Annotated in this window: 18 protein-coding genes; 8 read left to right on the top strand and 10 right to left on the bottom strand. The window is 69.8% G+C overall.

All coding sequences use genetic code 11. The features are described from left to right. Positions 1–19: 19 nt before the first annotated feature. On the bottom strand, positions 20–2,503 hold the full coding sequence (gene lon, locus HNV26_RS25620; RefSeq protein ID WP_171443508.1) for an endopeptidase La: 2,484 nt from the start codon (positions 2,501–2,503) through the stop codon (positions 20–22). A 236-nt stretch (positions 2,504–2,739) separates the two neighbouring features. Between lon and HNV26_RS25615 the strand changes: the two genes are divergently transcribed. The 4 genes from HNV26_RS25615 to HNV26_RS25600 all read left to right on the top strand — a co-directional run bounded on the left by HNV26_RS25615 (position 2,740) and on the right by HNV26_RS25600 (position 7,072). Continuing rightward, complete coding sequence (locus HNV26_RS25615) at positions 2,740–3,954, top strand: vWA domain-containing protein (RefSeq protein ID WP_171443507.1); 1,215 nt, start codon at positions 2,740–2,742, stop codon at positions 3,952–3,954. 142 nt (positions 3,955–4,096) lie between these two features. Continuing rightward, positions 4,097–4,969, top strand: a complete 873-nt coding sequence (locus HNV26_RS25610; RefSeq protein WP_171443506.1) for an ImuA family protein — start codon at positions 4,097–4,099, stop codon at positions 4,967–4,969. A gap of 8 nt (positions 4,970–4,977) precedes the next feature. Then, a complete protein-coding gene (locus HNV26_RS25605; RefSeq protein ID WP_171443505.1) occupies positions 4,978–6,489 on the top strand; it encodes a Y-family DNA polymerase in 1,512 nt (503 codons plus the stop codon). Positions 6,490–6,541: 52 nt separating this feature from the next. Continuing rightward, positions 6,542–7,072 (top strand): hypothetical protein, encoded by a 531-nt coding sequence (locus HNV26_RS25600; protein WP_253817024.1) that lies wholly within the window; start codon positions 6,542–6,544, stop codon positions 7,070–7,072. A gap of 13 nt (positions 7,073–7,085) precedes the next feature. On the opposite strand, the gene HNV26_RS25595 is transcribed toward HNV26_RS25600, so the two are convergent. Beyond that, positions 7,086–7,616, bottom strand: a complete 531-nt coding sequence (locus HNV26_RS25595) for an FHA domain-containing protein (protein WP_171443503.1) — start codon at positions 7,614–7,616, stop codon at positions 7,086–7,088. 100 nt (positions 7,617–7,716) lie between these two features. On the opposite strand from HNV26_RS25595, the gene HNV26_RS25590 reads away from it, so the two are divergent. Further along, positions 7,717–8,691 (top strand): NAD-dependent epimerase/dehydratase family protein, encoded by a 975-nt coding sequence (locus HNV26_RS25590; protein ID WP_171443502.1) that lies wholly within the window; start codon positions 7,717–7,719, stop codon positions 8,689–8,691. A 63-nt stretch (positions 8,692–8,754) separates the two neighbouring features. Here the strand turns inward: HNV26_RS25590 and HNV26_RS25585 are convergent, their stop codons facing one another. From HNV26_RS25585 to HNV26_RS25570, 4 genes are all read right to left on the bottom strand, one after another. Beyond that, complete coding sequence (locus HNV26_RS25585; RefSeq protein WP_171443501.1) at positions 8,755–10,257, bottom strand: ATP-binding cassette domain-containing protein; 1,503 nt, start codon at positions 10,255–10,257, stop codon at positions 8,755–8,757. Between the two features lie 239 nt (positions 10,258–10,496). Then, positions 10,497–10,871: a hypothetical protein gene (locus HNV26_RS25580; protein WP_171443500.1), complete on the bottom strand. Its 375-nt coding sequence runs from the start codon at positions 10,869–10,871 to the stop codon at positions 10,497–10,499. Positions 10,872–11,031: 160 nt separating this feature from the next. Then, positions 11,032–12,132, bottom strand: coding sequence for an SPFH domain-containing protein (locus HNV26_RS25575; RefSeq protein WP_171443499.1), 1,101 nt, complete (start codon positions 12,130–12,132; stop codon positions 11,032–11,034). Between the two features lie 5 nt (positions 12,133–12,137). Beyond that, positions 12,138–12,620 carry an NfeD family protein gene (locus HNV26_RS25570; RefSeq protein WP_171443498.1) on the bottom strand — a complete coding sequence of 161 codons (483 nt, stop codon included), beginning with the start codon at positions 12,618–12,620 and terminating at the stop codon, positions 12,138–12,140. A 341-nt stretch (positions 12,621–12,961) separates the two neighbouring features. Here HNV26_RS25570 and HNV26_RS25565 point away from each other — a divergent pair, with 341 nt between their 5' ends. Continuing rightward, positions 12,962–16,006, top strand: a complete 3,045-nt coding sequence (locus HNV26_RS25565) for an error-prone DNA polymerase (protein ID WP_171443497.1) — start codon at positions 12,962–12,964, stop codon at positions 16,004–16,006. Further along, complete coding sequence (locus tag HNV26_RS25560) at positions 16,003–16,767, top strand: DUF4336 domain-containing protein (protein ID WP_171443496.1); 765 nt, start codon at positions 16,003–16,005, stop codon at positions 16,765–16,767. Before HNV26_RS25565 ends, HNV26_RS25560 begins: the two co-directional genes overlap by 4 nt. 31 nt (positions 16,768–16,798) lie before the next feature. Here HNV26_RS25560 and HNV26_RS25555 read toward each other — a convergent pair whose 3' ends face one another. From HNV26_RS25555 to HNV26_RS25545, 3 genes are all read right to left on the bottom strand, one after another. Next, entirely contained in the window at positions 16,799–17,848 is a 1,050-nt protein-coding gene (locus tag HNV26_RS25555) for a GNAT family N-acetyltransferase (RefSeq protein ID WP_171443495.1), read from the bottom strand. Further along, positions 17,841–18,599, bottom strand: a complete 759-nt coding sequence (locus HNV26_RS25550; protein WP_171443494.1) for a hypothetical protein — start codon at positions 18,597–18,599, stop codon at positions 17,841–17,843. The genes HNV26_RS25555 and HNV26_RS25550 overlap by 8 nt, the downstream gene beginning before the upstream one ends. A 306-nt stretch (positions 18,600–18,905) precedes the next feature. After that, the gene (locus tag HNV26_RS25545) at positions 18,906–20,567 is read right to left on the bottom strand and encodes an acyl-CoA dehydrogenase family protein (protein ID WP_171443493.1); all 1,662 of its coding nucleotides are present in this window, start codon (positions 20,565–20,567) and stop codon (positions 18,906–18,908) included. A 227-nt stretch (positions 20,568–20,794) separates the two neighbouring features. Between HNV26_RS25545 and HNV26_RS25540 the strand changes: the two genes are divergently transcribed. Continuing rightward, positions 20,795–22,555 (top strand): DUF8689 domain-containing protein, encoded by a 1,761-nt coding sequence (locus HNV26_RS25540; protein WP_171443492.1) that lies wholly within the window; start codon positions 20,795–20,797, stop codon positions 22,553–22,555. Between the two features lie 6 nt (positions 22,556–22,561). Here HNV26_RS25540 and HNV26_RS25535 read toward each other — a convergent pair. Further along, a partial coding sequence (locus HNV26_RS25535; protein ID WP_171452891.1) for a WbqC family protein occupies positions 22,562–23,184 on the bottom strand: 623 nt, incomplete at its 5' end.

Below are 23,184 nucleotides of genomic sequence, written 5' to 3'. Positions count from 1 at the left end.
CCGGCTGGAAGGCCGTGCGCTAGGCGCGGACCTCGGGGGCGGACTCGGCCGGCTTCGGCAGCGGAGTCTCCTTGCCCGGCTCGCCGCCCGGGGTGCCCGCCACGCCGAAGGGAGGCGTCTCCAGCGCCGCCTTCAGGACGTCATCCATGTGGGTGACGAAGATGAACTCCAGCTCGTTGCGCGCCTGGTCCGGCACGTCGATCAGGTCCTTGCGGCACCGCTCGGGCAGGATGACCCGCTTGATGCCCGCCCGGTGCGCCGCCAGCACCTTCTCCTTGATGCCACCCACCGGCAGCACCAGGCCACGCAGCGTGGCCTCGCCCGTCATCGCCGTGTCGTGACGCACGCGGATGCCCGTCAGGAGGCTGGTGAGCGCCGTCAGGATGGTGACGCCCGCGGAGGGCCCGTCCTTCGGAATGGAGCCCGCCGGGAAGTGCAGGTGCAGGTCCGTCTTCTCCAGGAAGTTCGGGCTGATGCCGAGCTGCTCGGCCTTGCTGCGCAGGTAGCTCAGCGCCGCCGTGGCGCTCTCCTTCATCACGTCGCCCAGCTGGCCGGTGAGCGTCATGCCGCCCTTGCCCGCCATCTTCGTCGCCTCGATGAAGAGCAGGTCGCCACCCGCCGCCGTCCAGGCCAAGCCCGTGGCCACACCGGGAACCTCGGTGCGCTCGGCGACCTCGGAGTAGAACATCTCGGGCCCCAGGATCTCCTTCACCCGGTCGGCGTTGATGGTCTGCTTCTCCGTCTTCCCGCCGGCCACCTCCACCGCCACCGCGCGGCAGATGTCCGCGATGCGGCGCTCCAGGTTACGCACACCGGCCTCGCGCGTGTACGCGGTGGTCAGCGTGAGCAGCGCCTCGTCGGTGATGTCGATGTGGTCCGGGCTCAGCCCGTGCTCCTTGAGCTGCTTGGGCACCAGGTGGATGCGGGCGATGCTCTGCTTCTCCTCGAAGGTGTAGCCCGTCAGCTCGATGATCTCCATGCGGTCACGCAGCGGACCGGGGATGGGGTCGAGCTGGTTCGCCGTGGCGACGAACATCACCTTGGACAAATCGAAGGGCACGTCGAGGTAGTGGTCGCTGAACGTGTTGTTCTGCTCCGGATCCAGCACCTCGAGGAGCGCCGCGCTCGGGTCGCCACGGAAGTCGGCGCCGAGCTTGTCAATTTCGTCCAGCATCATGACCGGGTTCTTCGTGCCGGCCTTCTTCATGCTCTGGATGAAGCGGCCGGGGAGGGCGCCCACATAGGTCCGGCGGTGGCCGCGGATCTCCGCCTCGTCACGCACGCCGCCCAGCGACAGGCGCACGAACTTGCGGCCCGTGGCCTTGGCCACGCTCTGGCCCAGCGACGTCTTGCCGACGCCCGGCGGACCGACGAGGCACAGGATGGGGCCACGCATGTCGTTCTTCAGCTTGCGGACGGCCAGGTACTCCAGGATGCGCTTCTTCACCTTCTTGATGCCGAAGTGATCCTTGTCCAGCTGCTGGCGCGCGTTCTCGATGTCGAGGTTGTCCTCGGAGAGCTTCGCCCACGGCAGGTCGGCGATCCAATCCAGGTAGGTGCGCGCGACGGTGTACTCGCTGGAGGCCGCCGGAATCGTCTTCAGGCGGTTGAGCTCCTTGTTGGCGACCTTCTCCACGTCGGGCGGCAGGCTGGCCTTCTTCAGGCGCTCCTGCAGCTCGTCGAGCTCCTCTTCCTCCTCGCCCATCTCCCCCAGCTCTTCCTTGATGGCCTTGAGCTGCTGGCGCAGGTAGTACTCGCGCTGGGTCTTCGACATCTCGCCCTTCACGGCGGAGTCGATCTTGTTGGAGAGCTTGAGGATCTCCCGCTTCCGGTTGAGCAGCTCCAGCACGAGCTTCATCCGGGCCTTGAGGTCCACCGTCTCCAGGACGGCCTGCTTCTCCTCGATGGGCACGTCCACGTTGGCGGCGATCAGGTCCGCCAGGTGGCCGGGGTGGGTGATGCTCTCCACCAGCTCGGTGGCGGCGGCGGGCAGCTCGGGCATCAGCTCGATGACCTCGCGCGCCAGCTTCTTGAGGTTGATGCCCAGCGCCTCGACTTCCACGTTCTCCGAAGAGGTCTTGTCCTCCACGGCGTCCACGCGGGCCTTGAGGTAAGGCGCTTCCTGGACCAGCTCCACCACGCGGAAGCGGGCGAGCCCCTGCACCACGAGCGAGTAGTTGTCCTCGCCCATCTTCAGGAGCTTCACGATGCGGGCGACCGTCCCCATGGTGTAGAGGTCGGCGGCACCCGGATCTTCTTCTTCGGCGCGGCGCTGGGTGACGACACCGATGACCTGGTCGTCACGCACGGCGTCCTTGATCAGGGCGATGGTCTTCTGGCGGCCGACGGCCAGCGGAAGCACCCCGCCCGGGAAGAAGACACTGTTGCGCAGGGGGAGGATGGGAAGCACCTGCGGGATGTCTTCCTTGTTGATGAGCCCCGGAGGGGCCATCGCGGTGGGCATAGCGCTCGCAGCGGAGCCCTTCTTCTTCTCATCGGACATGAAATTCAGCCTTTTCCCTTCGACAACCAGTGAACATTTCCAGGTTTTCTGCGGCGGATGAACCAACGTAACAACCAAAACGGACATGGCAAACGCAGTGTGCGTTTTTCCGCCCCCCGTCACCTCTCCAGGGTTCCTCGGAAGTCTCGCGTCCGGACGTAGGGTGGGGCATGATCGCCCCCCTAGCATCTGACGCGGCGCCCCGCCGGGGTGCGCAGCTCTTCGAGAGGCTCCCCATGAAGCTCCGACCCTTCGCCCACCTGCTTCTGTTGCCGTCTCTCTTGTGGACGTCGTGCCGGTCGCCCGTCGACGAACCGGGCTCCAATCTCCCCGGGAAGTGCGAGGGCGAGTCCCCCGTCATCGCGCCGCAGAAGACGGACATCCTCTTCGTCATCGACAACTCCGGATCCATGGAAGAGGAGCAGAACGCCATCGCCACGGAGCTGCCCGCCTTCCTGGAGGCGCTGAAGGAGGGCAGCGGCGTCTCGCAGGACTTCCGGGTGGGCGTGATCACCACGTCCGTGTACCGGCTGGCCATGTTCCAGGGGCAGGAGCAGTACCGCGAGTACACCAGGGAGTCCGGCCGGTTGCAGCGCGTGCCGGACGCGGCGGGCAACCCCACCGACGAGCGCTTCATCGACGGCACGGATCCGTACGTGCTGGAGAAGTTCCGCCGGCTGGTGATCCAGGGGACGGATGGCAGCGGGCAGGAGACGCCCTTCGAGGCGGTCCGGCTGGCCGTGACGGAGCCGCTGGTGTCAACGTCGGGGGCGGAGAACGGCAACGCCGGGTTCCTGCGCGACGGCGCGCGGCTGCTGGTGGCGGTGGTCACCGACGAGGAAGACTGCAGCACCATCCAGCGCCCTCCGCCGGTGTGGGTGTCCGACGACACGTCCATCGACAACTGCAGTGAGCAGTCCCATCTGCTGACGCCGGTGGAGGAGTACTTCGCCATGTTCCAGCAGCTTCGGGATTCAACGGGGGCCTCGCGTCAGGTGCTCTGGGCCACGATTGGTCCGGTGGCGCTGTCCGACAAGCGGGCGGAGCTGATCCGCGATGCGACGCCCGATGGTGTCTTCGTGCGCAACGTCGACTGCCCGACCTCCTACGGTCCTGGCCACCGGCAGCGCGCCATGGCGGAGGCGTTCGACCAGGGGCTCGACAACCTCGACTCCATCTGCCGGGACAACTACCGAGACACCTTGCTGCGCATCGCGGAGCTGGCCACGGTGGCGCAGAGCATCGAGGTGGTGAACCTGCCCGACCCCCGGCTGGTCCAGGTGGAGCTGACGCGCGCCAATGACGAGGTGGAGCGGTGCTCGGTGGCCGCGGGCGACCTGCGCTACGAAGCCTCCACGGAAGCGTACCCGGCCCGCCTGTTCTTCCAGTCGAGCTGCCTGCGCCGCGCGGACGACAAGAAGGTGGAAGTGAAGGTCCTCTGCGCCGGCTGATGCCCGGGTGAACCCGCACCAGCGGGTCTGCTCCACGCACCCACCGCCATGCGTCCCATGAAGGCGCATGTCAGACCTCCGAGGATAGTGGACGACCGCCCCGCCGGTCGTCCGGTCCGGAGGGGCCTGGCGAGGAGGCGAGATGAGCGCGGCGGAGCAGCGAGTGGGAGCGGGGCAGGGGACGGGCTCGGTCGTGGAGCAGCTTCGGGAGCGGATCCGCCAGTTGCAGGCGGCGCCCCGGCGCTACCTGGCGGTGCTCCGCACGGGCCTGTCGGCGGTGGACGCCCTGCTGCCGACGGGGGGCCTGCCACTGGGGCAGGTGGTGGAGCTGTGCGGTGAGGCGGCCTCGGGGCGCACCAGCCTGGCGCTGCACGCGGTGGCCGCGGCGCACCAGGAGGCGCGGCTGTGCGCCTGGGTGGACGGCCCCCGGGAGCTCTACTCGCCCTCGGCCGCGGCCCTGGGCGTGGACCTGGAGCGGCTGCTCATCGTCAGGCCGCAGGCGCCTGAGCAGCGCGTCTGGGCGGCGGTGCAACTGGCCCGGAGCGGAGCCTTCGCTTGCGTGGTGCTGGACCTGACGCGCGGCGTGAACCCCGACGGGCGCGCGTGCCGGGTGGCCCTGGCGGAGGCGCGCAAGCTGGCGGACGCGGCGGCGCGCGGCGGCGGGCTGCTCCTGCTGCTGACTTCGCCAGAGTCCCCAGCGGACGGCGTGGTCCGGCTGCGGACGGAGGCCCGGGACGGAGACGGCTGGTCGGTCGAGGTGGTGCGCAGCCGGCAGGGGGGCACGGGCGCGCGGGCGGAGCTGCCGTGGAGCGCGCTGTACCCGGCGCTGGGGCTGGAGGGAGGCGGCCGGTTGCTGGACGTGGCCGAGGACTCGGAGGACGGCACGCCGGACTTCCTGCGAGATCAGTCCGGGGCGCTGCGCAACGGGCTGGGCATCCTGGGCCAGCGTCCCGGCCGTGACGCGCCCATGCCGCCCATGCGGCAGGGGCTGGACGCGGCCCTGCCGGCGCACTGAGGCACGACATGCGCAGGGCCTATCTGCACCTCACCCGCTTCCCGGTGCAGCGCCGGGTGGTGGAGTCCCCAGAACTTGCGGGCCGTCCCTTCGTGCTGGTGGAGGCGGTGCGTGGTCAGCGCCGCGTGGCCTTCGCCTCCACCTCGGCGCTGAAGGCGGGGGTGCGCCCGGGGATGACGCTGACGGCGGCCACCGCGCTGGAGCCGGGGCTGCGGCACTTCGACTACCGCCCGGAGGACGAGCTGCGCGCGCTGACGGCGCTGGGCGAGGCGCTGCTGCCACTGGCCCCGGGGTTCCAGCTCTGCGCGCCGGACGGATTGTGGCTGGACGCGGGGGCCGCGCACCTGTGCGACGGCGAGGAAGGCCTGGGCACGCGGATGCTGTCGCTGTGCGCCGAGCTGGGTTACCGGGCGCATGTGGTGGTGGCCTCGGAGGCCTTCACCTCGCGCGCGGTGGCTCGGCATGGCGCGCGCCGGGTGGAGGTGGTGGCTCCAGGGGACAGTGCTCGGGCCCTGGCGCCGTTGCCGCTGTCCGCGTTGGAAGGCCGTGAGGGGGCGGCGTTCTCCGCGCTGGGCCTCACCACGCTGGGGGAGGTGGCGGCGCTGCCCATGGGGGCCGTGGCGGCCCGGGGCGGCGCGGCTGGCGCACGGGTCCATGCGCGGTGCCGCGGAGAGGACGACACGCCCTTCGTCCCCGCGGCGCTGGAAGAGGTGTTGGAGGAGCGCGTGGTGCTGGACTTCCCGGCCGAGTCCTTCGAGCCGCTGCGCTTCGCGCTCAAGACGTTGACGGACCGGCTGGGGGCACGGTTGTCCGGGCGGTGCCGGGCGGCGGTGCGGCTCACCTTCACGCTGAAGCTGGACCCCTCGGGGCAACGGCAGGTGACGCTGACGCTGGCGCGGCCCACGGCGCGGGCGAAGCTGTTGCACGAACTGGCGCGGCACCGGCTGGAGGAGCTGCGGCTGGAGAACCCGGTGGCGGAGGTGTCCGCTCGGGTGGACGAGCACTCCGAGGACGGAGGACAGCAGCTCGCGCTGGGGGACGCGCCGGAGGGCGACGCGGCGCTGGAAGTCGTGCTGTCGCGGCTGGCGTCCACGTTGGGGGAGGCGTCGCTCTTCGCGGCGGGCCTGGAGGCGGTCCACCGGCCCGAGGCGGCCCATGGAACACGGGCCTTCCGGCCTCCGGAGGCGCGGCGGGGCCTGTCGGCGGAGTTGCTGGAGCCAGGCGCCCGGCGCGCCGCGGTGTCGGTGGCCTCACGGGAGCGGCCCTCCCGGTTGCTGGCGGAGCCGGCGTGTCTGGACGCGGAAGTGGCGGAGTCCGGACGCTTGCTGGCCGCGCGCATGGCGGGCCGGCGGCACCGGGTGACGGCGCTCACGGGGCCGGAGCGGCTGGGCGGGGAGTGGTGGTCGGAGACGCCCTTTCAACGGGACTACTACCGGGTCCACTTCGAGGGGCTGGGCCCCGCCTGGGTGTTCCGCGACGGACGGGATGGACGTTTCTACCTCCAGGGACTGTTCGACTGAGGCCCAGGGGCCCAGCATAGTGGCCTCGTACCCGTCTCCCAGGTTCCCCGTCATGCGCGTCCTCCGTCCCGCGGCCGTCCTGCTTTGCCTCCTGCTCGCTTCGTGCGCTCCGCGTCAGGTTCGCCCGCCGGGGGCCCTGCGCAAGGTGGTGGTGGTGGTGGGCTCCCGGGTGGATGCGCTGCCGACCTACACGTACCGGCAGGACATGATGGGGGAAGGCAATCCCCGTTCGGTGCTCGTCAGCCAGGCCCAGGCCACGCTGAGTGAGCGGGGCTTCGAGGTGGTGGGGACGCGCATCTCCCAGGCGCCGTCACCCACCATCCAAGAGGTGGTGGCGATGATCCAGGACAACGAGGCCGAGGCCGGAGTGGTGGTGGTGCTGAACTGGGTGGACGTGACGTCCGCCCAAGTGATGGGCCGCGCGGAGGTGCTGCTGGAGACAGGGGTGGTGAGCCCCAGCGGCAAGCTGCGGTGGAGCAACCCCACGCGCACCGTCTCCACGATTGGCATGTACCAGGCGCAGACGGACCTCCGCTCCTACCTGCGCAAGGCGGTGGTGGAGGCCATCCAGGCCATTCCGTGAGCCTCGGGCTGGCTCAGGGGGCTTTCTTCGGGCTGGCCAGGCGCAGGTGTTCGTAGACGGTTTCGGCGCGAAGGTAGAGGAACTGGGCGTCGCCGAAGGCCAGGGTGTCCCCGTCGTGGAGCAGCACCTGGGCGCGGTAGCCCAGGGGGGCGCCGTTGATGAAGGTGCCGTTCATGGACTCGGCGTCACGCACGGAGAAGCCGCCGCGGGCGGCGTTCCAGCGCAGCGTGGCGTGATGCTGGGAGACGGACGGGTCGGGCACCACCAGGTCGCACGCCTCGGTGCGGCCGACCGTCAGCTCCTCGCCGTCCACAGAGGGCTGGAGGAAGCGGACCTCCAGGTTGTCGAAGTCGCGGAGCATGGCGAGCAGCCGCTCGTCCATATACGCGCGGTGCGCCATGCCGACGGTGCGTGCCGCCAGGCCCCGGCTGTGCTGGCCGACGAGTTCCACGGGCTGCTGGATGAGGGCCACGGGGCCGGACGCGGCCCGGAACGCGTCCAGCGAGGCACCGGCGAAGGGGCGGAGCTGATTCACGGACACCATGAGGGACTCCACCCTACGTGCAAGTGGCGGGGACGGGAAGCGCCGCGTCCACGTCTTCCGCCGTGGCGTGTTGGGGGCTGGCGTGGGAGCGTGGAGGTGGATGCGGGTACTCGTCACGGGAGCTGCGGGCTTCATTGCCCACCACGTCAGCGCGCGGCTGCTGGCGCGCGGTGATGCCATCATCGGCGTGGACAACCTGGACCCGTCCGGGGACGTGGCGTTGAAGCAGGCCCGGCTGACGCGGCTCGGCACGCTGCCGGGGGCGACGGGCTTCACCTTCCGTCCCGTGGACGTTACCGACAGCGCCTCGCTGCGAGCGCTCTTCGAGGAGACGCGCCCCGAGGCCGTGGTGCACCTGGCCGCGCGTGTGGGCGTGCGGGCGCCGGCAGGCACCGCGCAGGCATACGTGGACGCCAACGTGTCGGGGTTCCTCCAGGTGCTGGAGCAGGCCAGCGCGGCCCGGGTGCGGCACCTGGTCTACGCGTCCTCCAGCTCCGTGTATGGCGCGGGCTCGGTGCCGCCGTTCCAGGAGGGCGCCGCGGCGGACCACCCGCTCAGCGTCTACGCGGCCACGAAGCGCGCCGATGAGCTGCTGGCGCACGCGTACAGCCATCTGCACGGGCTCCCCACCAGTGGCCTGCGCTTCTTCACGGTGTACGGCCCCTGGGGACGACCCGACATGGCCCCCCTGCGCTTTCTCCAGGCCCTGCGTGACGGCGCCGAGCTGGCCCTGCATGGCGACGGCCGGATGCAGCGCGACTTCACCTACGTGGAGGACGTGGCGGAGGCCGTGGTGCGCGTGCTGGACCGGCCGCCCCCAGAGGCACCTCGCCATCGCGTCCTCAACGTGGGCCGGGGCGAGCCTGTTTCGGTGCGGGCCTTCCTCTCTGTCCTGGAGCGGCTCCTGGGCGCCCGGGCGCGGGTGAAGTCCACGCCCGCGCAGCCAGGGGAGATGGACGCGACCTGGGCGGACCCCTCCGCGCTGGAGCGGGAGACGGGATTCCGGCCGCGCGTCTCCGTGGAGGAGGGGCTGACACGACTGGTGGCGTGGTTCCAGGGACAGTCGGGCACCTGAGGCAGAACGACGAGACGTGGCTGGGCGTCTTCAACGTGCCTCGAGGTGGGGCCTCTGTGCCGGCTACCCGGACGTCACCGTCACCTGGCCATGCTCCACGCGCCACACCTCGGAGGTGCAGGCCTGGGCGAAGGACGTGTCATGCGTGACGAGCATCAGCGCGCCGGGGTACTCGCGCAGCGCCGCCTCCAGCCGTTCGATGGACGGCAGGTCCAGGTGGTTGGTGGGCTCGTCCAGCACCAGGGCCCAGGCGTGTTGTCCCAGTCCCCGGGCGATGAGGAGCTTGCGCACCTCGCCGGGGGAGGGCTGCTCGGAGGCGAGCAGCCGCTCCGGGTCCACGCCGAGCGCCGCGACGAGTGACAGCACGCGTCCGCGTTCCTCGGGCGGCAGTGCGCGCACCGCGTCCAGCGTGGCCCGGGCCTCGTCCGCGCTGACGTCCTGGGGCAGGTAGAGCACGCGCTCCAGCGGAATGCGCGCGTTCTCCAGCAGTGCGCGCACCAGGGTGCTCTTGCCGGCGCCGTTGGGCCCTTCGATGCGCACGCGTGCTTCGCGGCTCACGGAGAGACTCACGGGGCCCAGCAGCTCCACGTCACCGGCGCGGAGGCCGGGCACGTCCAGCGTGAAGAGCCACGGGTTCGGCGCGCGCACGTAGTCCAGGAAGACGGAGCGGCCCATCGTCTTGTCCGCGGTGAACTCGCCCACGGCCTCACTGACGCGCTCCAGCTCGCGCCGTGCATTGCCCACGCGCCGTCCGGCCCCAGCTTCCGCCCAGCCGGCAACGACCTTGGCGCCCATGGAGCGGGCGTCGTTGTCGTATTTGTTCTTCAGTCGCTTGCGGGTGTGCCGTGCGGCGTCCGCGGACTGTTGTTCGCGCCGGGCCTGGTCCAGCAGATGCGCCGCACGGCGTTGTTCGGCGCGGGCTTGCTGGTGGGTGGCGATTTCAGCCTCACGCTCGGCTTCCCAGTGCGCCCGCGCGGCGGTGTATGCGCCGGGCCACAGCCGCGCGCTGCCGTGGTGGACGCGCAGCGTGGAGGTGGTGAGGGACTCCAGCAGGTCACGGTCGTGTGACACCACGATGCCCAGGCCCCGGAAGCGGCGCAGCGCGGAGACCAGCCATGTGCGGGCCTCCGCATCCAGGTGGTTGGTGGGCTCGTCCAAGAGCAGCAAATGGGGCTCCGCGGCCAGGGCGGCGCCCACCTGCCACCGCTTGCGCTCGCCCGGGGACAGCGTGGGCCAGCGCTCCAGCGCGGTGACGTCCAGGCCCAGTTGGCCGTGCAGCCGCCGCGCGACGGAGTCCCACGACTCCGCGAAGGCGGAGATGTTGGGCGTCAGCGCCTCCACCTCCTGCCGGCAGAGGCGGAGGGTGGGGGCGGAGGGTTCGAACTGAAGGTGTCCCTCGGTGGGCGTCAGCTCTCCCGCCAACAGCCGGAGCAGGGTGGACTTGCCGGCGCCATTGGCGCCCACGAGCCCCGTCCAGCCAGCGGACAGGTGGAAGTCGACTTCAGAGAGGACAGGAACGGCGTCGGAAAAGGCGAACGAAACGCGGTGCGCGCGCACGGAAGACATAGAGGAAACTCCTGAATCCAGGGCGCAAGCCAGCCCGAAGGCGGCTCAGCGCGGGAACGTCAACGGACCTGGGAATTCAGCGAAGCGTCCTCAAGGGTGCGTCTGACCTCTCGTTGGGAGGGGGCGTCAATCCCTCCTGGGGATGGCTGCAATCTATGTCCAGACACGCGCCGGAATGCAACCCCCGCCTTCATGGAGGCAGGGGGCGCTGCTCCGGGAGTGTGTCTGACTGTCGCGCATCAACCTGCCGCGGGCGTTGCGAAGTTCCCCATCCGGCGGGAGAGCCGCCACGCGCCGATGGAGGCCAGCAGGGCGCCCAGCATGGCAAGCAGCAAGGCGAGCGCCACGTTGTGCAGCGCCTCGAAGGTGCCGATGAAGAGCACGCGCGGGCCCTGGTCCCACAGCGGGCCGCTATAGGCCTGCAGGAGGGAGAGGATGCCGGTGGCGAATCCGAGCGTGCCGGCAATCAAGGTGCAGAGTCCAAGCGACAGCATCAGCGGCACGTAGCGCGGCGCGGGCCGGCGCGCGTACTGGACGCAGGTGGCGATGAGCGCGAGCCCCGCGAGCAACGTGGGGTACATCCCCCAGCCTCCTGCGATGAAGATGTTCTGCATGCTCCCCTCCAGTGGGTGTTGTCCGGAGGCTCTGACATCCGGACACATGGAAGGTTCCCGCGAAGCGACGGCGCGTGCGGCGGTGGGCAGGGGGCGCGCCGTCTGCTCGGCCCCTGGTGGCGCAGAGGCGCCTTCCTCCCGCGGGGCTGCCTACGCCTGGTCAGTCTTCCTGCGTGTCCAGGGCGGGCCGCGGGCGCCGAGCGGCGACGGCGGGCGTGCCGCCGGGGAGGGTGGCGTGCTCGGGGACCACCGTGTTCCGGGGAATGGCCTGGGCGCTCAGGCTCGCGGCGGAGCGGGCCGGCGCCGGCTTGGCGGCCTCCCCCGTCTGAGCGAAGACCTCCTTGAGGGTGGCGACGGCGCCCAGCGTGGCGGTGGCCTCGTAGGGGACGAAAATCTTGTTGTCGCCCTTGCCCAGCTCCTGGAGGGTCTCCATGTAGCGCAGCGCGAGCACCTCGGGAGTGGCGCGGCCGTTGTGGATGGCCTCGAAGACGAGCCGGGTGGCCTCGGCCTTGCCTTCCGCCTGCAGCATGGTGGCGCGCTTGTGGCCTTCGGCGCGGGCAATCTCGGCGTCGCGTTCGGCCTCGGCGCGGAGGATGCGGGAGATCTTCTCGCCCTCGGCCTGGAGGATGGCGGCGGCCTTGTCGCCCTCGGCCTTGGTGACCTCGGCGCGGCGCTCACGCTCGGCGGTCATCTGCTTGGCCATGGCGGCCTTGATGGCCTGGGGCGGCTCGATTTCGCGCAGCTCCACGCGCGTCACCTTGACGCCCCACTTCTCGGTGGCCTCGTCCAGCACGATGCGCAGCTTGGTGTTGACCGTCTCGCGGCTGGTGAGCGTCTGGTCCAGCGTCAGCCCGCCCATGATGTTGCGCAGGTTCGTCATCGTGAGCTGCTCGATGGCGAGCGCAAGGTTCTCCACCTGGTAGAGCGCCTTCGCGGGCTCGACGATCTGGTAGTAGATGACCGAGCCGACCTCCATGTTGACGTTGTCGTGGGTGATGACCTGGACGGTGTCGAAGCCCATGACCTGCTCGCGCAGGTCCACGAGGTTGCTGCGCATGAAGCGGTTGCCCGTGCGCATCTCGATGGCGCGGGGGGCATCCACGAAGGGGATGAGGTAATTGAGGCCGCTGCTGGCCGTCTTGTAGAACTTGCCCAGCCGCTCCACGACCATGACCTTGGCCTGTGGAACGATGCGGATGCCGGTGGCGGCGACGCCCACCAGGATGACCGCGAAGACGCCGAAAATCGTCACGATTTCCATCCCGCCTACTCCTTCCTCGGGTCCCCCGAGGGAACCGGCAACGACGCCGTCGGTCGGCGCACCCAGAGTTTGAGACCTTCCACCTGCTCCACCGTGACGAGTTCGCCCTCGGGCACCGGGCCCGACAGGGAGCGCGCCGTCCACAGCTCGCCATTGATGCGCACCGTGCCCCCGCGCGGGTCGCCCAGGGACTCCACCACCACCGCCTCCTGGCCGAGCATGGCCTCGATACCTGTCTTCAAATGCGCAGCGTCGCGCATGAAAACGCTTTTGAAGAGGGTGCGGGAGGCCGCGAACAGGCCGACGGAGACGGCGGTGAACAGGTAGAGCTGGCCGTTGAGCCCCAGGCCCAGGGCCGCTCCGACCGAGGATGCCAACGCCCCCACGGCGAGCCAGAGGACCATGAAGCTGGTGAGCTGGAGCTCCAGCGAGCCCAGAAGGAGCGCCGCGATCAGCCAGAGCTGCCACGCGGTGGGAGTGAGGTCCATGAAGACATGTTTGTCAGTCGGATCGGCATCCTGTCAAACGGCGGCGGTTCGAGCTTCAAACATCACATCTCAGGCTTTTGGGTGGAGCGCAGGTCGCTTAACTCCCCGCGGTTTGCCCGGCCTCGCGGGTGCGCAGGACTTGCTGCGCGGATGCGACATTCACGACTCTCGTCACGAGACGGAGGCAGCGCCTGATGAGTTCGCCAGGCCTGGTTGGGGGCCCGGTGGAGGTCGCCCCCCGCACGGATCGCCCTCATCCGCGTCAACCCATGAAGTCGCTTGCCCGCACCGCGAAGATCCAATCTATCGCCTGAACGCCTGTTCGGTATCTAGATCCGGGCGTGGACTACGCCGAGCTGGTCTGCCGCTCCAACTTCTCGTTCCTTCGCGGGGCCTCGCATCCGGAAGAGCTGGTGGCCACGGCCGCGAGGCTCGGGCTGGGGGCGCTCGCGCTGACGGACGCGGATGGCTTGTACGGCGTGGTGAAGGCACACCTGGCCGCGAAGGAGCACGGGGTGCGGCTCATCCTGGGCGCCGAGCTGACGCTGGAGGACGGCCCACCGGTGGTGGTGTACGCGGCGGATGGGACGGGGTACTCGAACCTGTGCGCCCTGGTGTCCCAGAGCCGGATGACCCACCCCAAGGGCGAGGCCGGGCTGCCGTGGCGCGCGGTGGCGGACCGGTCCGCGGGGCTGCTCGCGCTCCTTCCCGCGCCCGCGCCCTTCGAGCAGGTCGTCTCGCTGGCGGAGGCCTTCCCGGAGCGCTTCCACGTCGGCATCTGCCGGACCCTGTCCGCGGGAGACGCGGAGCGCGAGGCGCGGGCGGAGCGGCTGGCGCTGGAGCTCGGCGTGCCGTTGGTCGCGCACAACGACGTGCACACGCACCACCGCCGGCGGCAGGCGTTGCAGGACGTGCTGGTGTCCATCCGCCACGGGACGTCGGTGGACCGGGCGGGGACGCGGCTGTTGCCCAACGCGGAGCGGACGCTGAAGTCCCCTCGGGACATGGCGCGCCTGTTCGCGGACCGGCCGGAGGCCCTGGCGCGCGCGGCGGAGCTGGCCTCGCGCTGCCACGCCTCATTGGATGACTTGCACTACCGCTTCCCGGAAGAGGGCCTGCCCGAAGGTCGCACCGCGGACGCGCACCTGCGCGAGCTGACCTACGAAGGACTGCGGTTCCGCTATCCGGAAGGTGTGCCCCCGGCGGTGGTGAAGCAGATTGAACACGAGCTGAAGCTCATCGCCGCGTTGGACTTCGCCGGCTACTTCCTGGCGCTGTGGGACATCGTCCGCTTCGCCAGGGCCCGGGGGATTCTCTGCCAGGGGCGGGGGAGCGCGGCGAACTCGGCGGTCTGCTACGCGCTGCAGATCACCGCCATCGACCCGGTGCGGATGGGCCTGTTGTTCGAGCGCTTCCTGAGCATGGAGCGCAAGGAGCCGCCAGACATCGACGTGGACTTCGAGCACGAGCGCCGCGAGGAGGTCCTCCAGTACGTCTACGAGAAGCACGGGCGCCGGCACGCGGGCATGGTGTGCGAGGTCATCTGCTACCGGGGCCGGCTGGCGCTGCGTGAGACGGGCAAGGCGCTGGGCCTGTCGTTGGACCAGGTGGACCGGCTGTCGAAGGTGTCCGCGTCGAACGGCTTCGACGTGACACCGGACGTGCTGCGCGAGGCGGGCCTGTCCGCGGAGGACGGCCGGGTCCAGAAGACGCTGGCGCTGGCCATGGAGCTGGAGGGCTTTCCCCGGCACCTGTCCATCCACGTGGGGGGCTTCGTGATGACACGCGAGCCGCTGACGGAGCTGGTGCCGGTGGAGAACGCGGCGATGCCGGGACGCACCGTCATCCAATGGGAGAAGGACGACATCAACGCGGTGGGGCTGCTGAAGGTGGACCTGCTGGCGCTGGGCATGTTGACGGCGCTGTCGAAGTGCTTCGCGCTGATTCGCGAGCACCACGGGCGGGAGCTGTCCCTGGCGACGGTTCCGGCCGAGGACCCGAAGGTCTACGACATGCTGTGCGAGGCGGACACGGTGGGCGTGTTCCAGATTGAGAGCCGGGCACAGATGAACATGCTGCCCAGGCTTCGGCCGAGGACGTTCTACGACCTGGTGGTGGAGATCGCGCTCATCCGCCCGGGCCCCATCGTCGGCAACATGGTGCATCCCTTCCTGCGCCGGCGGAACGGCCAGGAGCAGGTGGAGTATCCGAGCGAGGCGGTGAAGGAGATTCTCGGCAAGACGCTGGGGGTGCCGCTCTTCCAGGAGCAGGCGATGAAGCTGGCCATGGTGGCGGCGGGCTTCACCGCGGGCGAGGCGGACGGACTGCGGCGGGTGCTGAGCCACAAGCGCGCTGAATCCATGCTGCTGCAATACCGGGGGCGCTTCGTGGAGGGCTGCGTGTCGCGGGGGTACACACGCAAACAGGCCGAGGAGTGGTTCGACAACTTCCGGGGCTTCGCGCACTACGGCTTCCCGGAGAGTCATTCAGCGAGCTTCGCGTTGATTGCGTATGCGTCCAGTTGGCTGAAGTGCCACTACCCGGCGGCCTTCACGGCGGCGCTGCTGAACTCGCAGCCGATGGGCTTCTATGCGCCGCACACGTTGGTGGCGGACGCGCAGCGGCATGGCGTGGAGGTGCGGCCGGTGGACGTGCGGCACTCAAGCTGGGACTGCACGCTGGAGGAGGGCGGGGCTGCGTTGCGGCTGGGGCTCCGGATGGTGAAGGGCCTGGGGGAGTCCGCTGGGCGGCGCGTGGCGACGGCGAGGCGCGAGGGCTTCCGTGACGTGGGGGACCTGGCGCGGTGGTCGCGGGCGCCCCGGCACGAGCTGACGCGGTTGGCCCTGGCGGGCGCCCTGTCATCGCTGTGTGGCTCCCGGCGTCAGGCGTTGTGGGAACTCCAGGCGCTGGGGCCGCTGGACTCGGATGACCTGTTCTTCGGCATGGCCATGGACGGAACGGCGGTGGAGCTGCCGGCCATGGATGTGCTGGAGCGGGTCTGCGCGGACTACGACACGGTGGGGCTCTCACTGGAGAAGCACCCGCTGGAGCTGCTGCGCCCGGTGCTGAAGCAGCAAGGCGCGGTGACGGCGGAGGGACTGAAGAAGGTGGCCCACGGGCGGAGGGTGGCGGTGGGAGGCATGCTCATCTGCCGCCAACGCCCACCCACGGCCAAGGGCATCTGCTTCATCTCCCTGGAGGACGAGACGGGCATCGCGAACCTGGTGGTGCCTCCGGACGTGTACGAGCGGTGCCGGAAGGACATCCATGGCGCGCTCTTCCTGGTGGGAGAAGGCGTCCTGGAGCGCTCCGGCAAGGTGACGAACGTGAAGTCCAGTCGAGTGGCGTCATTGCATGGACAGCGGGGTACGCTGCCTGAGCGATGACCGCCGACCTCGAATGGAACGATGGGGTGCGTCCCTATGTGCCGCTTTCCACCCTCAAGCCGGTCGCGGACGGCGTCTGGTGGGTGGACGGGCCGGTGGCGAGGATGCGCGTGGGCCCCCTCTCCCTGCCGTTCCCGACGCGCATGGTCATCGTTCGCCTGGGTTCGGGAGGCTTGTGGCTCTGGTCACCCACGGCACCAACGCCCGAGTTGTTCGAACAGGTCGACGCACTTGGCCCGGTGGAACATCTCGTCTCTCCGAACCGGTTCCACTACGCGGGCATCCCCGCCTGGAAGGCACGCTATCCGCGCGCGACGGCCTGGGCGTCTCCAGGCGTTCGCGAGCGGGCGCGCTCCCAGCGGATTGACGTCCCATTCGATGCCGACCTCGACGACGCCGCGCCCTCGGCCTGGTCCACGGAGTTGGGCCAGCTCATCTTCCGGGGCAGCCGCTTCGTGGAAGAGGTGGTGTTCTTCCACGGTGCGTCCTCGACCTTGATTCTCGCGGACCTGGTCATGGCGTTGGAGCCCGAGCGTCTCCGGCCTCGCCTGAGATGGCTGCTGACGCTCGGCGGGACGATGTGGCCGGGGCAGACGCCACGCGAGGTGCGGGTGACGACCTGGGGCCGGACCGCGCAGGCGCGCGCCTGCTACCAGCGGATGATGGCATGGCAGCCTCGTCGGGTGCTCCTCGCGCACGGCCGCTGCTATCTCGATGAGGGGATGGCCCCGCTCGAGCGCGCCTTCTCCTGGCTGCGCTGAAGCACGGGGCTTCAACTTCGCGCGCGCTGCGTCAGCGCAGGTGCATGAACACCCGTGGCGAGGCGGGCAGCTCCACGTCGGGGGTGGTGAGCAGGCATGTCACCCGGGAGCCCCCGGGGAATGGCAACCACCCGGAGCGCAGCATCAGGTGCGTGGGCGTACACGGGCTGCGCAGCATCGCGGCGCAGTCGGCCCCCTGGGCCACCATGTCCTGCATGGCCACCCACAGCAGTCGCCGTTGCTCCGAGAAGGGCAGCCCGTCCTGGAAGGCGAGCAGGTCCACCAGTCCCGTCGTCAGGAGGCCTCGGGCTGTCATCTGGAGGGTGTAGTAGTTGACCATGCCTTGGATGACGCCGTCTCGCTCCAGGACGAAGGTGCGCGGGATGTCACGGAACTGGAGCTGGTGGGCCAGGCGCTCCGAGGTGTAGGCGTAGCCCAGGTTCACCGGCCTCATCATCTTCTGGACCAGGGCCATGCACTGCGGCAGGTCCCGGGGTTGGTAGGCCCGGATGCCGTCGGTGCGCGCCGTCAGGAAGCCCCGGTGGTGGAGCGGACGCGTGAAGGTGAGGAACGCGCGCGCGGCTGCGCTCAGCGACCAGCGGACCGCCTTCTCCGTGTTGAAGACGTGCAGCCACATGCCCAGGTCGTTGAGGTAGCGCGTGTGGCTCCGCCGGCCCCAGAAGCCCTGGCCCAGGGTGCCGTCGGCCACGCAGCTCAGGGTGAGCGCGGCGCCACGCTCGCGGTGGCGTGCCTGCATGGTGTCCGACAGCTTAATGCCAATTCCCTGGCCCCGGCTCTCCGGCGCCACGCTGACCCAGCTCCCGTAGGTGCCATCCACCTGCCGTGGGCCAAGCTGGATTTTCGCCGGCTCCGCCAGGAAGGCCCCCACCAGCTTGCCCTTTGAATACGCCCCCAGCAGATAGTCCCGGTCCGCCAGGGGATTGCTGAAGAGCAGCCAGTCGAAGAAGCGCTCGTCCCAGACGGTCAGTCCCATCTTCACGCCGTAGGTGCGCTGCCAGACGCTGTTGATGAACCGGGACGCTTCCTTGGCGCCACCCTCGAAGGCGCGGACCTCAACCATGGAGGGCCTCGGGCGCGGAGATGGGCACCGGTGTCGAGGCTGGAACGGAGACGCCGTTCCTGTGCTCCAGGGTGGCGGCGGCCGGGTGCTGGCCAAAGAGATGCGTGTACAGCGCGCGCGTGGTGGGGATGAGGGCATTCCAGTCAGGGAGGTGGATCTTCTCCGGACCGACGAGCACCTTCGCGTAGATGGCCTCGTAGACGCGCTTCACCGTGTTGGGCGCGATGGCGTCCACATCGAACGCGGGCACCAGCCCCACCAGCTTGAAGCCGCGGTGCTCGGCGTTGCGCTGCGCCCGGGCCATCTTCAGGGTGGAGTAATAGAGGACGACCTCGGCGCCAATGTTGCGGCCCACCTGCTCCAGCAGGGAGATGCCGAACTGGCCCAGGCCCAGGCCTCGCTGAGAGGGTTCGACGGCCCCCATCGCGGCAGACAACTGCAGGCCGCGAGCGTTCTTCTCCAGCGTCAGCAGCCCGATGACCTCCTGGGTGTCCCGATCCCTTCCCAGAATCGCATACACCGGCCGCTCCGGAGATTCGCCCTGGATGCAGACACACTGCTCATAGAAGGCGGGCTCCAGGTGCCGGCTCTCCGTGCCGACCCGGATGTCCGGGTACCACTTCTCCAGAAGCGCCGTGACCTGAACGACGGAGTCCCGCGAGAGCTGCTCGAGGCAGCAGTTCTCGGGTGGTCTGAGCCCCCCCATCATCTCGTCCAAGCTTCGCCATTGCATCGTGTGCATGGTGAGCATGATTCGAGAATGTGGATGCATTGCGCAGCTGGTTTTTTCTGTCTCTTTGTGAGTATGTCTTTGGTTGATCAGGTCTCCCGTTGAAGCGTGGTGCGTTACACATGCGCCGCGTCTGGGAGTGGGCAGGTGATGCGCGGGCTCGGATTGAGGGGAGGGGCGCCGTCTGCGAGCCGACGTCCGTATACCTTCAAGGGCGCCCGCCCCGGAGGGAGGGGCAGGGCGGCCCCTGAGATAGGAATTGCGTGTGAATGATTGAGGCTGTTTGGATGTGTCGTGTTGTTTCGGGCCGGTGCCGGACGCGGCACCTCAGGCCAGGAGCCGGACATCCTCCAGGCTCGCGGCCGGTTGGATGAGGTCCACGCCGTGCGAGGCGAAGCGCCGTGCCGCCGCCTTGCTCCGGGGGCCGTGGCCATGGTCCAGGCACCACTGCGCATGGGCGCAGAGCAAGGCCAGCTCCAGCGTCCGTCCCAGCGTCAGCGAGAAGCGCCGGGCGCCAGCCTCCAGGGTGGCGGGGTCCTCCATGGCACCGGCCACCCAGGCCCGCGCGTGCTCCAGCGCGCCCTGGGCCGCGTCGACACAGGGCCGCAGGCCCGCGTCCCGGGCCTGGCCCAGACGGCCCTCCACCTCGTGGAAGAACGCCTCCAGCGCGCCTTCCTTCGCCAGGGCGCGCAGGGTGTCCAGGGAGAGGACGTTCGTGGTGCCTTCCCAGATGGACAGCACCTGGGCGTCGGCCTGGAGCCGCGGAATGCCCGTGTCTTCCACGTAGCCCGCGCCGCCGAAGGACTCCGCGACTTCGGAGGTGACGTGCACCACCTGCCGGCCGGTGGTCAGCTTCGCCAGGGGCGTCACCAGTCGCTGCAGGAGCAGCTCCTGCTCGGTGGCCGCCTTCGCCTCCATGCGGCCCAGCAGCTCCACGGCGCGGAAGGCCAGCAGGAACCCCGCCTGGAACTCCGCCTCCAGCCCCGCCAGGGTGTCCATGTGCAGCGGCTTGTCCGCCAGCTTCGCGCCGAACTGCACCCGCCGCTGGGCGTAGTCCCGGGCCAGGGCCAGCGCCCGGCGCATGGCCCACGCGGAGCCCACCGCGTTCCAGGTGCGCGTCACATTCAGCATCCACGCCATGTTCCGGATGCCATCCGTCAGCCCCGCCACGGGGATGGCCAGCGTGCCATCCAAGGTCAGCTCCGCCGTGGGCACCTTGCGCGTTCCCAGTTTGTCTTTGAGCCGGTTGATCTGGATGCCATTGAGTCTTCCGGCCGCGTCCCGTGTCTCCACGTAGAACAGGGCCAGGCCCTTGCCGCCGGGGCCGTTGCCTTCCGGACGCGCCAGCGTGAGCGCCATCTGCGCCGTCGTCGCGGAGGTGAACCACTTCGTTCCAGACAGCCGCCAGCCCTCCGGGGTCTGCCGGGCCACCGTCTGCGTGAGGCCCACGTCCGAGCCGCCGGTGCGCTCCGTCATCCACTGCCCGGACGTCCACGCCGTGGCCGGCTCCCGGGACGTCAGGTGGGGCAGGGCGCGGTCGATGAGCGCCGTGTTGCCCAGCGTGAGCAACGAGCGTGCCGCGCCGTCCGTCATCGCCAGCGGGCACGAGTACACGTCCAGCGACGCCTGCACGAGGTAGTTGAGGATGAACTGGTGGACGCGGCTGAGCTCGGCGTTCTTCTGCTCGTAGGCCGTGGCCACCAATCCGCGCCGCGCGGCCAGGGCCTCGGCTTCCTTCCACAGCGGCGACACCTCGATGTGGTCGACGCGGTGGCCCCACGCATCCCACTGGGTCAGCTCCGGCTCGTTCAGCCGGTCGCGGAGCTGGAAGCGGTAGAAGTAATCCCCGCCCAACTCTCCCAACTCGCGGAACTCATCCGTCAGCGCGCGCCGCAGGTCCTCGGGGAGGGTGCGCGCCAGGTAGCTCTGGAGCAGCGCATCGTCGTCGTACTGATTGCCCAGCCTCGGCGGTTCCTGGAAGAAGCTCATGCGCCAAAGGTAGCACCCGTGTTCCGGCCCGGGCGTGTCTCGCGGTGCGAGGACGCCTGGCCCCCTCGGTCAGCACCTCCGACGGGTGGAGGGGCCAGTCGCCGTGGAAGGAGCGGCTGACAGGAGCACTTGGGTTCAGTGCTTTTCTGTTTGTTCCGCAACTCCGTTTCGTCCAAACCGGACCGATGCAGTAGGCTCCGGCGCGAACACCCTGGAGCGAGCACCGCATGTCCCTGTTCAGGCGACCGCCATCCCCGGACTCCGGCTCGTCGAGCGACGAGTCCAGCCGCAGCGTCACCCCCGTGGAAACGGCCGTGGTGCCGCCCGCGGCGCCCACGCCGGTGCTGTCGGGGCCTCCGCGCCCGCGCGTCGGTGTCACGGGGGTGACCGCCGCGCTCCCGCCGCGTCCCCCGGGTGCCGTCACGGGCTCACGTCCCGCGCTGCCACCGGAGCCGGACGATCCTGACTTCCCCACCGAGCGTCGCGGCTCGTCCTCGCCGCCGGACCGCCGTGCTCCGCCGCCGGCACCGGCCACGCTGCCGTCCGTCATCGTCGCCCCGCCTGAGCGCCGTGGGCCCGGGCCGTCCCAGTATTCGGGCCCGGACCGACGAGGCAGCGCCGCCAGTCCCCAGTACAACGGCCCGGAGCGCCGGACGCGGCGGCCGGGAGAAGAGGGGGGCGCCGGCCCGGGCGACCGTTTCTGGCCCGCCCAGCCGCGCACCCTGGGCGAGACGGGCCTCAACACCACCTTCGTGGAAGAGCTGGTCCTCAAGGCGCTCTTCTTCGCCGGTGAGATGCGCGGCATGGACATCGCCGCGCGCCTCCAACTGCCCTCCGCGCTGGTGGACGACGTCATCGAGGGCCTGCGCCGCCAGAAGTACGTCGACATCCGCGGCGGTGGCGGGTCGGGCGTGGGCAAGTCGACGATGATCTACCAGCTCACCACGTTCGTGACGGACGTGCTGCGGCAGGTGCTCGACCGCAACCGCTACAATGGCCCCGCGCCCGTGCCCTTCCTGGAGTGGGCGGCCGCCGTGAAGAAGCAGACCGTGCGCGGCAACCGCATCACCCGCGCGCGCATGCAGGACAAGTTCGGCGACCTCATCATCAAGGACTACATCTTCGACGGCATCGGTCCGGCGATGAACTCCGGCCGCGCCATCTTCTTCTATGGCCCCCCGGGCAACGGCAAGACGGCCATCTGCCAGGGCATGGTGAACTGCTTCGACGGGGACATCTTCATCCCCCACGCCATCCTCATCGACGACTTCGTGGTGCGCATCTTCGACGCCAACCTCCACAAGGTGGTGGAGGACGAGCCCGGCGCGCCGCCGTATGACCGGCGCTGGGTGCGCTGCCGGCGCCCGCTCGTCGTCGTGGGTGGTGAGCTGACGCTGGAGATGCTGGACCTCGTGTACTCGCCGGAGGTGAAGTACTACGAGGCGCCGTTCCAGATGAAGGCGAGCAACGGCATGCTCCTCATCGACGACTTCGGCCGGCAGAAGGTGTCCCCCAAGGACCTGCTCAACCGGTGGATCGTCCCGCTGGAGAGCGACATCGACATGCTCACCCTGCACACCGGCAAGAAGCTGCAGGTGCCCTTCGACGTGTTCGCCGCCTTCTCCACCAACCTGGATCCCAGCGACCTCGTGGATGACGCCTTCCTGCGCCGCGTCCGCTACAAGCTGGAGGTGCAGCGCCCGGACGAGGCGCAGTTCCACGACATCTTCCAGGTCATGTGCCGCAAGCGCGGCGTGCCCTACAACGCGGCGGCGGTGGACTACCTCATCGACGCGCACTACCGCCCGGTGGGGCGTCCGTTCGCCGCCTGCCAGCCGCGTGACTTGTTGGATCAGGTCATCGACATGGCCCACTACCAGGGCCAGGAGCCGCGCCTGACGACCGAGCTCCTGGACTCCGCCGTGCGCGGCTACTTCGTGCGCTTCGACAAGGACAAGCCGGCGGGGACGTCCGCCTCCGCGGGCTGAAGCCCCTCATTCGCCCGGGGGCCGGGGCGCGAACGGCCCCCAGGGCGAAGGCTCCAGCCACTGGCGCACCTCATCCACCGGCACGTTGGCCAGCACGTCCACCAACGACATGCCGTGGACGAAGCGGCCCGGGCGGCCTTGTGCGTATTCAGGATGGCGGAAGCGCTGCCACAGCACGCGCACGTCCACGTCCCGGAACAGGCCCACCTGGAGGTACAGGGACGAGCCCAACCCCGAGTAGTACGTGTGCGCGCCCAGCTGCCGGCAGTACGCCACCAACCGGGCCGATTTGTCCTCGCCCTGCTTGTCCAAGGTGGAGGCCAGGACCAGGTTCGGCGTCAGGCCCAGCGGCTCGTTGAAGAGCGCCATGCTCGCCAGCAGCACCCGCAGCAGCGACCCGGGGCCCGAGTCGCGCGCCGCCGCGTCATAGAAGGGCTCCAGCCGGGGCAGTACCTGCGAAGCGAAGTAGGGCCGCTTCGCGTACAGCGACACCAGCGTGCGCAGGTGTTCGCGGGCCCAGGGCTGTCGGGCATCCACCGCCAGGTCCTTGATGAGGGTGTCCCGGTGCGGGTCCTCCAGGGGGATGGACATCCACTGGAACCCGGGCTCCGTGGGCGGGGGCTGGGGGA

The organism is Myxococcus xanthus (genome assembly GCF_013116825.1).
GTDB classification, from domain to species: domain Bacteria; phylum Myxococcota; class Myxococcia; order Myxococcales; family Myxococcaceae; genus Myxococcus; species Myxococcus xanthus_B.
Note: the sequence above shows the minus strand (reverse complement) of the source record. Positions and strands in the feature narration are given on the sequence as shown.

Bases quoted from the DNA above. Each gene is read 5' to 3' on its own strand.
- lon (WP_171443508.1), bottom strand. From the start codon at position 2,503: ATGTCCGATGAGAAGAAGAAGGGCTCCGCTGCGAGCGCTATGCCCACC.
- HNV26_RS25615 (WP_171443507.1), top strand. From the start codon at position 2,740: ATGAAGCTCCGACCCTTCGCCCACCTGCTTCTGTTGCCGTCTCTCTTG.
- HNV26_RS25610 (WP_171443506.1), top strand. From the start codon at position 4,097: ATGAGCGCGGCGGAGCAGCGAGTGGGAGCGGGGCAGGGGACGGGCTCG.
- HNV26_RS25605 (WP_171443505.1), top strand. From the start codon at position 4,978: ATGCGCAGGGCCTATCTGCACCTCACCCGCTTCCCGGTGCAGCGCCGG.
- HNV26_RS25600 (WP_253817024.1), top strand. From the start codon at position 6,542: ATGCGCGTCCTCCGTCCCGCGGCCGTCCTGCTTTGCCTCCTGCTCGCT.
- HNV26_RS25595 (WP_171443503.1), bottom strand. From the start codon at position 7,616: ATGGTGTCCGTGAATCAGCTCCGCCCCTTCGCCGGTGCCTCGCTGGAC.
- HNV26_RS25590 (WP_171443502.1), top strand. From the start codon at position 7,717: ATGCGGGTACTCGTCACGGGAGCTGCGGGCTTCATTGCCCACCACGTC.
- HNV26_RS25585 (WP_171443501.1), bottom strand. From the start codon at position 10,257: ATGTCTTCCGTGCGCGCGCACCGCGTTTCGTTCGCCTTTTCCGACGCC.
- HNV26_RS25580 (WP_171443500.1), bottom strand. From the start codon at position 10,871: ATGCAGAACATCTTCATCGCAGGAGGCTGGGGGATGTACCCCACGTTG.
- HNV26_RS25575 (WP_171443499.1), bottom strand. From the start codon at position 12,132: ATGGAAATCGTGACGATTTTCGGCGTCTTCGCGGTCATCCTGGTGGGC.
- HNV26_RS25570 (WP_171443498.1), bottom strand. From the start codon at position 12,620: ATGGACCTCACTCCCACCGCGTGGCAGCTCTGGCTGATCGCGGCGCTC.
- HNV26_RS25560 (WP_171443496.1), top strand. From the start codon at position 16,003: ATGACCGCCGACCTCGAATGGAACGATGGGGTGCGTCCCTATGTGCCG.
- HNV26_RS25555 (WP_171443495.1), bottom strand. From the start codon at position 17,848: ATGGTTGAGGTCCGCGCCTTCGAGGGTGGCGCCAAGGAAGCGTCCCGG.
- HNV26_RS25550 (WP_171443494.1), bottom strand. From the start codon at position 18,599: ATGCTCACCATGCACACGATGCAATGGCGAAGCTTGGACGAGATGATG.
- HNV26_RS25545 (WP_171443493.1), bottom strand. From the start codon at position 20,567: ATGAGCTTCTTCCAGGAACCGCCGAGGCTGGGCAATCAGTACGACGAC.
- HNV26_RS25540 (WP_171443492.1), top strand. From the start codon at position 20,795: ATGTCCCTGTTCAGGCGACCGCCATCCCCGGACTCCGGCTCGTCGAGC.